At 70.8% G+C, this 11,873-nt stretch carries 9 protein-coding genes; 2 read left to right on the top strand and 7 right to left on the bottom strand.

The genetic code is table 11. The annotated features are described in order from the left end of the window. Nucleotides 1–20 precede the first annotated feature (20 nt). Nucleotides 21–1,547: a SagB family peptide dehydrogenase gene (locus tag AB0J57_RS29390; RefSeq protein ID WP_366131363.1), complete on the top strand. Its 1,527-nt coding sequence runs from the start codon at nt 21–23 to the stop codon at nt 1,545–1,547. Nucleotides 1,548–1,712: 165 nt separating this feature from the next. After that, nucleotides 1,713–2,921, top strand: coding sequence for a histidine kinase (locus AB0J57_RS29385; RefSeq protein ID WP_366131361.1), 1,209 nt, complete (start codon nt 1,713–1,715; stop codon nt 2,919–2,921). Between the two features lie 12 nt (nt 2,922–2,933). Here the strand turns inward: AB0J57_RS29385 and AB0J57_RS29380 are convergent, their stop codons facing one another. The 7 genes from AB0J57_RS29380 to thrS form a co-directional block, all read right to left on the bottom strand. Next, entirely contained in the window at nt 2,934–3,539 is a 606-nt protein-coding gene (locus AB0J57_RS29380) for a response regulator transcription factor (protein ID WP_366131360.1), read from the bottom strand. Nucleotides 3,540–3,635: 96 nt separating this feature from the next. Continuing rightward, nucleotides 3,636–4,352: a 4'-phosphopantetheinyl transferase superfamily protein gene (locus tag AB0J57_RS29375; RefSeq protein ID WP_366131359.1), complete on the bottom strand. Its 717-nt coding sequence runs from the start codon at nt 4,350–4,352 to the stop codon at nt 3,636–3,638. Nucleotides 4,353–4,456: 104 nt separating this feature from the next. After that, nucleotides 4,457–5,050: a YdeI/OmpD-associated family protein gene (locus AB0J57_RS29370; protein WP_366131358.1), complete on the bottom strand. Its 594-nt coding sequence runs from the start codon at nt 5,048–5,050 to the stop codon at nt 4,457–4,459. Nucleotides 5,051–5,087: 37 nt separating this feature from the next. Then, nucleotides 5,088–6,989, bottom strand: coding sequence for an NAD(P)-binding domain-containing protein (locus AB0J57_RS29365; RefSeq protein WP_366131357.1), 1,902 nt, complete (start codon nt 6,987–6,989; stop codon nt 5,088–5,090). A gap of 41 nt (nt 6,990–7,030) precedes the next feature. Then, a complete protein-coding gene (locus AB0J57_RS29360) occupies nt 7,031–7,507 on the bottom strand; it encodes an SRPBCC family protein (RefSeq protein WP_366131356.1) in 477 nt (158 codons plus the stop codon). Beyond that, nucleotides 7,504–9,093, bottom strand: coding sequence for an aldehyde dehydrogenase (locus tag AB0J57_RS29355; protein WP_366131355.1), 1,590 nt, complete (start codon nt 9,091–9,093; stop codon nt 7,504–7,506). The genes AB0J57_RS29360 and AB0J57_RS29355 overlap by 4 nt, the downstream gene beginning before the upstream one ends. Before the next feature lie 308 nt (nt 9,094–9,401). Further along, nucleotides 9,402–11,417, bottom strand: a complete 2,016-nt coding sequence (gene thrS, locus AB0J57_RS29350; protein WP_366131468.1) for a threonine--tRNA ligase — start codon at nt 11,415–11,417, stop codon at nt 9,402–9,404. Between the last annotated feature and the right edge of the window lie 456 nt (nt 11,418–11,873).

Below are 11,873 nucleotides of genomic sequence, written 5' to 3'. Positions count from 1 at the left end.
GCCACCGTGAGGTCCCGGCCATGAAGTCTTCCGCCCCGCCCGCTCCGCGGGAAAACCGACTGATCGAACTCTGGTCCCTCCGCGAGGACACCACGTTCGAGACCGCGGCGGACGATCCCGGGACCGCTCTCGTCAGCACCCGCTGGGACGAGATCCGGCTGCCGGCGACCGACCCCCTGGTCTTCCGCGCCCTGGAGCGCATGACGTACGGCCCGGTGTCGCTGGACAACGTCCTGCCCGGCTTCAGCGACCCGGCGCCCGTCCCCGGCGACCCGCGCCGTGCCGCACTGGACTCCACCCTGGAGGCGGTGCGGCACGCCGTCGTCCGCACGCTCGCCCTGGCCGACGGCACGGAGCAGTTGGCGGTCGTGCCCATCGTGCGCGAGGCCCGCTTCACCCCCGGCAGGCCCGCCGCGGACACCGTGCACCGGATGTCCCGGTTCGCCACGCTGCGCGTCGGCCCCCGGGGCAGCCTCCTCGAATCGCCGCTGAGCGCCCACCGGGTGCTGCTGCACACCCCGCAGGCCATGTGGCTGGTGAGCTGCTACATACGCCCCGTGTCGGTCCGTGAGACGGCCCGGCTCCTCGGCCTGCCGGTGGACGAGGTGCGCACCGCCGTCGGCTACCTGGAGGCCTCCGGCATGCTGGTGGCGGGCGCGACGGGCCCGGGACAGGAGCCGGTCACCTTCGCCGAGGACCGGGACCCCGTTCTGGAGCACTGGTCACCGCGCGAGCTGATGCTGCACAACCGGAGCAGGCCCGGCCTGCACGACGAGCCGGTCGGCCCCGCCGGGACGGCGACCGGGAGGGCGGCCGGGGCGGCCGGGGCGGCGACCGGGAGGGTGGCCGGGGCGACCGGGGCGGCCGGGATGCCGGTCGAGGCGCCCCCGGGGTCCGACGGCGTACCCATCATGCTGCCGGTGCCCGACCTCGACCGCCTCGTGGCCGCCGACCCGCGCCTGACCACCGTGCTGGAGGCGCGCCGCTCGGTCCGCGTGGACGACGGTCGGCCGCTGTCGCTCGCGCAGTTGGGCGAGCTGCTCTACCGCTCCGCCCGCGCCCGCCCGGCGGCCGGGCGGCCCTACCCGAGCGCCCTGTCCGTCTACCCGCTGGAGCTGTACGTCACGGTCGCCGGTTCCGGCGAACTGCCGCGCGGCACCTACTACTACGACCCGGCCGCGCACACCCTGCTCGCGCTCGGCACCGAACCGGACCTGGTGGACGCCCTGCTGGACGAGGCGGGCACCAACGCCGGGATGAGCGAGGAGCCCCCGGTCCTGATCAGCATGACGGCACGCTTCCGGCGGATGGGCGCCGTCTACCCGGGGACCGCCTACAGCGTGCTCCTCAAGGAGGTGGGCGCGCTGCAACAGACGCTGTACCTGGTCTCCACCGCCATGGGGATCGGACCGTGCGCGCTGGCGTTCGGCGACACCGTCACCTCGGCCCGCGCCTTCGGCCTGGACTGGCGGGCCGAGTCGGGCGTCGGCGAGTTCGTCGTCGCCGGCCTGCCCACAGGGACGGTGGTGGTCGCCGAACGGACCTGAATCCGCCCGACAGCACATAGCGGAAAGCCCGCTCGGTACGTAATCTGCTCCACCTATGCTGCACTTCGATGCGAAATCGCAGCCGAATGGGGAGCTCCTGTGCGATGGTCTCGCGCCACCGGTTCAGACGCCTTCTTCAGCCACCGGGCTCCCGAGGGAGGTGACTTGGCACCCCGGGTCGCCCGCACCATCACCGTCGTCGTCATCCTCTGCTTCTTCGCCGTGGGACTGACCTATGCCGTCGACGCGGGGTTCGGAGCCGGGGAGCTCGCCCTGTGCGGCGTGCTGATGCTGACGCTGCTCTTCCTCCAGCTCAGTCACTCCTTCCCGGAGTGGACGCCCCGGGTCGCCCCCTTCCGCCTGGCGACCCTGGCGCTCCAGGCGGGGCTCACCTTCGCCCCGTTCGCACTGTTCGGCGCCGCCTGGCTCGGCATGCCGGGCTTCCTCGCGGGCTCCGCCCTGCTCGTGCTGAAGTCGGCGCTGGGATGGGCCGCCTTCACCACGGTCACCGTGATGACCGGGATCGTGCAGTTCGCCGTGGGCTACGGCGTGGGCCAGCTCGCCTACAACTGCGTGGCCACGGTCCTCACCGGCCTGGTCGTCTACGGGCTGAGCCGGCTGTCCGGCCTGATACGCGAGGTACAGGCGGCCCGTGAGGAGCTGATCCGCATGGCGCTGACCCAGGAGCGCCTCCGCTTCGCCCGCGACCTGCACGACCTGCTCGGCTTCAGCCTCTCCACCATCAAGCTCAAGTGCGAACTCGCCCACCGACTGGTGCGCGTCCAGCCCGAACGCGCCGAAATGGAGATCACCGAGATCGTCCAGACGGCCCGCCAGGCCCTCGCCGACGTCCGTTCCGTCGCCAGCAGCTACGTACAGATGAACCTGGACCACGAGGTGAGATCCGCCGTCTCGCTGCTGCGCGCGATGGGCATCCACACCGAGATCAGGGTCACGAAGGAGCCGCTTCACCCCTCCGTGGAAACGGTGTTCGCGACCGTCCTGCGCGAGGGCGTCACCAACATGCTGCGGCACAGCAAGGCTCAGCACTGTGTGATCGAGGCGTGGGCGGAGGAGGACACCGTCCGGCTCCGCATCGCCAACGACGGCCTGCGCGACCGGGACTCCTTCGATTCCGCCGGCTCCTCCGGCTCCTCGGGCTCCTCCGATGGGGAAGCCGTCACCGGGGGCGTGGGGCTGCGCAGCCTGACGGCGCGTGCCGAGGCACTGGGCGGACGGCTGGCCCACCGCGTACGGGCGGACGGCTGGTTCGAACTCGCCGTCGACATCCCGCCGCGCCCGTCGGGCGAACCCGACCCGCACGCCGCGCCCGAGCCGCCCGAGGCGGAGTCCTCCGGGAGCACCGGGTCGTAGCCGCGCCCCGGCTCACAGCCAGCCGGACTCCCGGGCGATCCGCAGGGCGTCCATGCGGTTGCGGGCGTCGAGCTTGGTGACCACCGTGGTCAGGTAATTGCGCACGGTCCCCGGGGACAGGAAGAGCTTGCGGGCGATCTCGGGCGCGTCGAGGCCCTGGGCGGCCAGTTGCAGCACCTCGCTCTCCCGGGCGCTCAGCGGACTGGCCTCGGTCTGGAGCGTGGCCAGCGCGAGGTTCGGGTCCACCACCTGCTTGCCCTCCACGACCTGGCGGATCGCCGCCGCGAGCCGGGTGGGATCGGCGTCCTTGAGCAGGAAACCGGAGACCTTCGCCGCCAGCGCCCTGCGCAGGTTCCCCGGCCGGCCCAGGCTCGTCAGGATGATCGTCCGGCACTCCGGGAGTTCCCGGCTGAGCAGCTCCGCGGCCCTGATGCCGTCGATCCCGGGCATGTCGATGTCCAGGACCGCGACGTCCGGCCGCGTCTCCAGCGCCACCGGAAGGACCCGGTCGCCGTTGTCGGCCTCGCCCACCACCGCGATGCCGTCCTCCAGCTCCAGAAGCGACACCAGGGCGCGCCGGAGCATCAGCATGTCGTCCGCGAGCAGCACTCTGATCACTGTGGCCCCCCCACGCGTGCACCCCCGTTGGTGCCCGTCCTGACGCGAATGGTACTGGGAGTAACGCGAATTGGCCGGTGTCGTGACCGGCGCGGTTCAGCGACCGGTCCGGGAATCCGGAGCCATGGCGACCGCCGCGGCGAAGCCGGCCGGGGCCGCCACGTCCCGGATCGTCCAGCCGTCGGGCCCCGGCGCGGGGGTGGGCCGCGTACCCACGTAGTCCCGTGCGGCGGAGCGGCCGAGGCCGGTTCCGATGCCCTTCAGGTACGCCTCCTTGCGCGCCCACGCCCGGGCGAAGGCCGCTGGGCGCGACTCCTCGTCCAGCGCGGCGAGTTCGGCGCGCTCGGCAGGGTGCAGGGCCGGGGTGGTGTCCTCGACGAGGCCGGGCGAGGGCACCCGCTCCACGTCCACGCCGAGCGGGGCGGGCCCGAGCCCCAGCAGCACCAGCGACCCGCTGTACGAGAGGGAGAAGTGCGCCCCGCCCCCCTCGACCACCGGGCGTCCGTGCGGGGCGCCGCAGCACGGACAGGCCGCCCGGCCGAGCCGTACCGCCTCCGGGGCCAGGCCCAGCCTCTCGCCGAGCAGCACCCGCAGCGCCACATGGGCTACCAGACGGCCCCGCCGGCCCGCCGCCCGCCCCCGGGAGCCCGCGCGCGGCAGCTCCCCGGCGTCCAGCACCCGGGGAGCCAGCCGCTGCGCCCAGCCCGCCAAGGTCTCCACCTCGGCGAGCCACAGCGTCGCCTCCGTCGCACGCTGCGTGGGCAGGACGGGGGTTACGGGCGCTCCGGGGGCAACCGATGGCACGAATGCCACGGGCGCCACGCGAGCAGCGGAGGTCACGGCGGCCACGGAGATCCCGGGCATCACGGGTGCCACGGGTGTCCCGGATATCACGGCTGCCACGGGTGTCCCGGCAGTCACGGCGTCTTCCGGGCGCGGCGCGGCGGACCGGCCGTCTCCAGGCGCTCGACGTGACGGGCGATCCTGCGCGCCCGGGTCTCCGCCTTCACCGCCTTCTCGACATCGAGCAGGATCTGGTACCGATTGCTCCTGCTGAGGGCGTCGAACGCGGCCGCCGCGGCCTTCGACGCGTCGAGCGCCGCCCGCAGGTCCTCCGGTACCTCCGCCGTGCTCTGCGGGGCGTACGCGGCGGCCCAGCGGCCGTCCGCCTTCGCCAGCTCGATCTGCGCGAACCCGGCCGGCCGCATCCTGCCCTCGGCGATCAGCTTCTCCACCTTGGCGCAGTTGATCCTCGACCACGGGCTGCGGCGCTTGCGCGGCGAGAAGCGCTGGGCCCACCAGCCGTCCGGAACGTTCCCGGAGTACGCCTTGCCGTCGATCCAGCCGTAGCACAGGGCGACGTCCAGCGCCTCCGACCTGGTGATCGAGGGGGCGGGCGTGCCCTTCTTCGGCAGGGCGACCCAGACCTCGTCGGCGGTGTCGTGATGCGCCTCCATCCAGGCGGCGAACTCCTCGGCCGAGGAACATCTCAGATTGTCGTCCGTCGTCATCTCACCGTTCCCGTTCTCCTGTTCCCGGCACGCGCGCTCACGCCGCCGTGTCCACCCGCACCACGTCCGGGCCCCGCGTCTCCGCCCGCTCGGGGTCGCGGGCCGCACCGCCCAGCGGCCGGGCCTGCGCCTCCGCGGCCGCCTTGACGCGCTCCAGCGTCTCGCGCATGCCCTCGCGCAGCTCCTCGGTGTGGTTCTCGTAGCCGCCGAGCATCATGTTCGCGAAGGACGCGGTGCGCTTGCGCTGTCCGGTGCTCTGCCCGGAGACGTCCCACACCTCGGTGACCAGGGTGCCCCCCGTGCCGTCGGGCTCCAGCCGGTAGCCCCAGCGCACCCCGTTGGTCGTGGTGCGGAAGGCGAAGGACCGGCCCCGCTCGGCCCGCTCGACCGTGTTGGAGGTGACCCACACGACCCAGCCGCGGCGGTTGATCCCGATGAAGCGCGCACCGACCCCGCGCTTGTCGCCGCGCCAGTAGCAGCGACGGCACTCGGGGCTCCACCGGCCCATCCGCGTCACGTCGCTGATCAGGTCCCACACCACCTCGGGCGCGGCGTCGATCCGTATCGACACCTCCTCCGGACGTGCCTGCCCGGCAGTGACGGCGGGCCGGGACGCCGACTTGGCGAGCCGCGCGCCCCTGCGCCGCGCACCGCGCAGCTCGGCCAGGTAGGGGTAGTGGTCCACCTGCATGGTGTGGCGCTTGGACGTCACGTAACGCTTGGCGAGCTTGGTCTTGTACCGGGTGATCTCCCGGTGCATCTCCTCTGCCGGAGGCAGCGCTGCCTTGCCCTCCAGCAGGTCGGCCACCCAGTGGGACTGGGCCTCGGCCAGCACCGTGGTGGCGCCCAGGGGCTGGAAGAGGCCCACGAAGTACAGGCCGGCGTGGTTCGGGTCGACCACCCGGTGGAAGAGGGAGACGTCGTTGTCCGTGGGGGCGATCACGGACTCGTCCAGGAACGGGAAGCTCACCTTGTAGCCGGTGCTGTAGATGACCGCGTCGACGACCTCGCTGCTGCCGTCGGTGAAGTGCACCGTGTCGCCGTCGAAGCGGGAGATGTTCGGCTTGACGGCGATGCCGCCGTGGCCGAGCGCCGGGAGCAGTGTCTCGGAGACGGTCGGGTGGGAGTTGAACAGCTTGTGGCCGGGCTCCGGCAGGCCGAAGTCGGTGACCTTGCCGATCGACAGCCGCAGCAGCGCGGCCATCACCCACCGCTGCGTCTCGCGCGGCATCACCCTGGTGATGAACGGGCTGATCATGTCGTCGCCGGGCTTGCCGAACATGAACTTGGGGAAGACGTACCCACCGGTCCGGATCGACAGGAAGGTCCGCTCGGACACGGCGGAGGTTTCCACGGCGATGTCCGAGGCCGAGTTGCCGAAGCCGACCACGAGCACCCGCTTGCCGGCGTACTCGTCGGGGACCCGGTAGTAGTGCGAGTGGATCTGTACGCCGGTGAAGGTGTCCGCGCCGGGGAAGGCCGGCTCGGGGTCGCGCGGGTCCCAGTGGTGGCCGTTGGCCACGATCACCGATCCGTAGTGACGGGTGGTCTCGACGCCCGTGTCACGGTTGCGCACGGTCACGGACCAGCCGACGTCCCCGGCCGGCTCCACGTGGATCACCTCCGTACGGAAGGCGATCCGGTCGCGGAAGCCGAAGTGGTCGACGTAGTCGTCCAGGTACCGCGCGATCAGCTCGTGGTCGGGGTAGTGCGGATAGTCGTCGGGCATCGGGTAACTGCGGTACTCCGACAGCTTCTTGGACGTGTTGATGTGCAGCGAGCGGTAACCCGAGGACATGCCGTTGTCGTTCTGGTACCGCCAGTTGCCGCCGACCTGGGAGCCGGCCTCGTAGCAGTCGTAGGCGATGCCGCGCTCGTGCAGAACCTGGCAGGCGGCGAGCCCCGACCAGCCGGCTCCGATGATGCAGACGTTCTCCATGGTGTGTGTTCTCCCTGTGGGCGTGGCCGATCGGTCGTTGTTCACAGCCGCCGGGCGTCCGCCGGCAGGTCGTCCAGGTACTGCCCGCCGGCGGTGACCCGGGCCGGTCCTCCGACGGCGTGGATGACCTGGTGGGCGCTGCGCAGCAGCACGCGCCCGACGGCCGAGTCGATCGCGCCGGCGAGGTGGGGGACGCTGGTGCTGAAGCGCACCTCGAAGGTCACCTCGCTGCCGCCGTCGACGTCGGTGCTCGTCCACGCGCCCTCGAACCGCTGGAAGTCCCCGCCGGTCTGCGCGAATTCGATGCGGTACGGCTGCCCTGCGGGCTGTTCACTTCGCTGCACCCAGTTCGCGGTGCCACCACGGAAGGCCAGCACCCACTGCTGGTCCCCGTCACCGGTGCCGGAGACGGACACGATGTCGTCGGCGTACGCGGGGAACGCCGTCGCGTCACCGAGGCGTTCGATCACTTCGGCGGCCGTGGCCGGGACCACGGCCTTCAGTACGCGGGTCGTCATGACGCGGGCTCCTTGTCGGCGGCCGGACGGAGGATGCTGACGCCCTGGAGGCGTGTGGTGCGCAGCATGGGGTGGCTCGCCTCTCCGAAGGCGCCGCCGGTCAGGCCGGGGCCGCCCTGGTTGGGCAGGAAGGGGAGGAAGCCGCTGTGCGAGTCGTTGATCTTCAGGTTGCCGGCGTTGGTGACCCCGTCCAGGACGCGTCGGATCGTGGCGGCGCCGGTGGTCCAGAAGGAGTTGCGCAGGCCGTACGCGTTGGAGTTCACGAACGCCAGCACGTCCTCCAGGAGGGCGTCGTCGGGGGTGCCGGCCTCCGGCACGATCACCGGCAGGAGCGGGAAGAACGTCTCGTCCCGGACCACCGACAGCGACCTGGCGCCCTGGAGGCCCTCGACGCGGACGATGCTCGGCTCGACGAAGAACCCGGTGCTCGACGGTGATCCGTCCACCTCCAGCCGCCGGCCGCCGTGGACGAGCTTCGCGCCCTTGGCGAGCGCCTCGCCCAGGCAGCCGAAGAACCAGTCGACCCCGAGGACCGGCGTGAGGACCACACCGGGCTCGTCCGGATACCCGGGCCGGATCTCCCTGGTGGCCGTGACGAGCCGCTCGATGAGCTCGTCCGCGATCGCGGGGTGGGCGACGACCTGGTTGGGCACGTTGCAGATCTGGCCGGAGTTCAGGAAGAACTGCGTGATGGTCTCCACCGCGGCGTCCAGATCCGCGTCGTGCCACACCACACAGCAGTCGTTCCCCGCCAGTTCCAGGATCGGCTTCTTGCCCGCCGCTATAGCGTCGGCCTCGAACTCCAGCCCCTTCTTGCTGCCACCGAAGTAGATGATGTCGTCGACGTGCTCACTGGCCAGCCACGCGTCGAGCATGGGCGCCCCGCAGTACGCGTTGACCGTCCCCGCCGGCGCGCCCGCCTCCTCCAGCACGGGCGCCACGACCTCCCGCATCACATACATACAACTGAGCGCCACCCCACGCGGCGCCCGCACCACCACGGTGTTGCCCGCCAGCAGCGCGACGAGCCCGTTCAGCGCGTTCACGGTCGCGGCGTTCTGCGGCGGATTGATACAGACGACCCCATCGGGAATGCGCCGCAGGACCATTTCCCGCTCACCGTCCTGCCGCCGGAACTCCAATTGCCCGGCGCACCATTCGAGCGTTTCCCGGCTCCAACTGGTGAACGGAATTCCCGTGATCATTCCCTCGGCCGCGGACTTCGGAGTCCCCTCGGCGACCAGAATCTCAACGATCCGGTCCCGGTGCTCCAGCAACCGCTCCCCGATCCGCCGCCCCACCTCGATCCGCTCCCCGAGCGGCACCCTCCGCCACTCCACCGCGGCCCGCGCAGCCGCCTCGACCGCCCGCCCCGCCATCTCCTCATCGGCGACGACACAGGCCCCGACGACGCGCTCCCCAGCCGTGTCCGGATCGACGATCCCCAGGTCGAGATCACGCTTGAGACGCAGACTGGGGAAGGTTTCCTCGATAAGGGCACGGGCGGTAATGGTATGAACGAAACGCGGATTCTCTCCGGTGACGTCCTGGCCACCAATGTAGGCCGGATAAACCCCGAACTTCATTTCGCCCCCTTCGGTCAGTCCGAACATGGCTGACGTGTGTCCCCAAGCTAGGGGGGCGCTTTCCGGCGAACAACGAGCCGGTGATCAGGGGTGCTTATCGCGCCGATTCCGTTCGCCCCGGCGGCCGGGGGTCTCGCGCGCGGTGCCCCGGCGCCCGGGCGCCGACGCCCATCGGGGTGGATCACCGGAGCAGGGCCGCGCTCCGGCCGCCGCGCGGGCGGCCCCGTGACATACCGCACGGGGCCGCGGTGCGTTGTGGCCGCTGGGTGGTGACCGGCGAGGGGCAGCCGGGCACCACCGCGCGAACGTCAGCCTTGGAGGCCGTGGAACAACTCCGCGGTCGGCGAGGCGTTTTCACGGCGCGCGACCCAGTCGGTCACGGCCGTCACGGCCTGCTCCACCGGCACGCCGTTGAGCTGGCTGCCGTCGCGGAAGCGGAACGACACGGCTCCGGCCTCCGCATCCTTGGCACCCGCGAGAAGCATGAAGGGCACCTTCTGCGTGGTGTGGTTGCGGATCTTCTTCTGCATACGGTCGTCCGAGACGTCCAGCTCGGCCCGGAGGCCCTTGAGCCGCAGCGCCTCCTCCACCTTCCGCAGGTGCGGAATCTGCTCATCGTAGATCGGGATGCCCACGACCTGGACGGGCGACAGCCATGCCGGGAACGCGCCGGCATAGTGCTCGGTGAGCACACCGAAGAACCGCTCCAGGGAACCGAACAGCACACGGTGGATCATCACGGGCCGCCGGCGTGAACCATCGGCGGCGGAGTACTCCAGGTCGAAGGCGTTCGGCAGGTTGAAGTCGAGCTGAATGGTGGACATCTGCCAGGTGCGGCCGAGCGCATCCCGGGCCTGCACGGAGATCTTCGGCCCGTAGAAGGCCGCGCCGCCCGGATCGGGCACCAACTCGAGGCCGGATTCCTCAGCGGCGGTGCGCAGCGCCTCGGTCGCCTTCTCCCAGATCTCGTCCGAGCCGACGTACTTCTCCTCGTTGCGGGTCGACAGCTCCAGGTAGAAGTCGTCGAGGCCGAAGTCCCGGAGCAGGTCCAGGACGAAGTTGAGCAGGGACTTCAGCTCTTCCTGCACCTGGTCGGCGGTGCAGAAGATGTGTGCGTCGTCCTGGGTCAGGCCGCGCACCCGGGTCAGGCCGTGGATCGTGCCCGACTTCTCGTAGCGGTAGACGGAGCCGAACTCGAACATGCGCAGCGGGAGTTCGCGGTAGGAGCGGCCCCGGGACCGGAAGATCAAGTCGTGGAACGGGCAGTTCATCGGCTTGAGGTAGTAGTCCTGGCCCGGCTTGCGGACGTTTCCGTCGGCGTCGAGCTCGGCGTCGAGATGCATGGACGGGTACATCCCGTCCCGGTACCAGTCGAGGTGGCCCGACGTCTGGAACAGGTTGCCCTTGGCGATGTGCGGGGAGTTCACGAAGGAGTAGCCGGCCGCGATGTGCCGCTGGCGCGAGTAGTTCTCCATCTCCATCCGGACGATGCCCCCCTTGGGGTGGAACACCGCGAGTCCGGAGCCGATCTCGTCGGGGAAGGAGAAGAGGTCGAGCTCCGTGCCGAGCTTGCGGTGGTCACGGCGCTCGGCCTCGGCGAGCAGCTCCAGATGGGCGTCGAGGGCCTCCTGCGACTCCCAGGCGGTGCCGTAAACCCGCTGCAACTGCTGGTTGTTCTGGTCGCCGCGCCAGTAGGCGGCGGCCGAGCGCATCAGTTTGAAGGCGGGGATGTGCTTGGTGGTCGGCACGTGGGGGCCGCGGCAGAGGTCCCCCCACACCGTTTCACCGCTCCGCGGATCGAGGTTGTCGTAGACGGTGAGCTCGCCGCCACCGACCTCCATCACCTCGGAGTCGTCGACGTCGCTCTTGAGGTCGACGAGCTCCAGCTTGAACGGCTCGTCGGCCAGCTCGGCCTTGGCGGCCTCCACCGACTCGACGACGCGCCGGGAGAAGCGCTGGGAGCCTTTGATGATCTGCTTCATCCGCTTCTCCAGCGCGGCCAGGTCCTCGGGGGTGAACGGCCGGTCGACCTGGAAGTCGTAGTAGAAGCCGTCCTTGATCGGCGGCCCGATGCCCAGCTTCGCCTCGGGGAACTCCTGCTGAACGGCTTGCGCGAGGACGTGGGCGCACGAGTGCCGGATGACACTGCGCCCGTCTTCGCTGTCAGCGGTGACCGGCTCGACTTCGGTGTCGGCCTCCGGTGCCCACGACAGATCGCGCAGCCGCCCCTCACCGTCCCGGACGACGACGATCGCCTTCGGCCCCTTGGTGATGAGTCCCGCGTCGCGGAGCGCTGCACCCGCGGTAGTCCCGGTCGACACCATGACCTTCGACGGGATCACGAACTGGTCAGCTCCTGATTGCGACACAGCAGGCTCCTCCAACGGAATTGCATGTTTCACGCGATGCTAACCACGCCGCCGTTGAGGGCCGTAACCCAATTATTGTCCCGGAGCCCGGAAACGGCCCAGGGTCGCGCCGATCGCGCACAGGGTGCCTGACCAGGCCCGTTCTGGCTGACTCCAGCCACGTCGGCGGGCTCACCGACCCCCGGGTCGGCCGCCGGCTACAACCAAATGGTCGAGCTGCGGGCTCGAGGAGTACGTCGGGCTCCACCAGGAGAACGGCCCGGCGCTGTTCACCGGTGCGGAAGGAAAGCCAGGCCTTGTCGACGCCGTGTACACGCCCGCCAAGCGCGACGCGGGCCCGGCGGGGCAGCGGAGGAGCCGGGGCGTCTCGCCGGAGAGGTCGTTGCCCCGCGGACGGCGCGGAGCGGGGCC

The sequence above is a fragment of the Streptomyces sp. NPDC049837 genome, assembly GCF_040674455.1.
Classification (GTDB): Bacteria; Actinomycetota; Actinomycetes; order Streptomycetales; family Streptomycetaceae; genus Streptomyces.
Note: the sequence above shows the minus strand (reverse complement) of the source record. Positions and strands in the feature narration are given on the sequence as shown.

Bases quoted from the DNA above. Each gene is read 5' to 3' on its own strand.
- AB0J57_RS29390 (WP_366131363.1), top strand. From the start codon at position 21: ATGAAGTCTTCCGCCCCGCCCGCTCCGCGGGAAAACCGACTGATCGAA.
- AB0J57_RS29370 (WP_366131358.1), bottom strand. From the start codon at position 5,050: ATGACGACGGACGACAATCTGAGATGTTCCTCGGCCGAGGAGTTCGCC.
- AB0J57_RS29365 (WP_366131357.1), bottom strand. From the start codon at position 6,989: ATGGAGAACGTCTGCATCATCGGAGCCGGCTGGTCGGGGCTCGCCGCC.
- AB0J57_RS29360 (WP_366131356.1), bottom strand. From the start codon at position 7,507: ATGACGACCCGCGTACTGAAGGCCGTGGTCCCGGCCACGGCCGCCGAA.
- AB0J57_RS29355 (WP_366131355.1), bottom strand. From the start codon at position 9,093: ATGAAGTTCGGGGTTTATCCGGCCTACATTGGTGGCCAGGACGTCACC.
- thrS (WP_366131468.1), bottom strand. From the start codon at position 11,417: ATGGTGTCGACCGGGACTACCGCGGGTGCAGCGCTCCGCGACGCGGGA.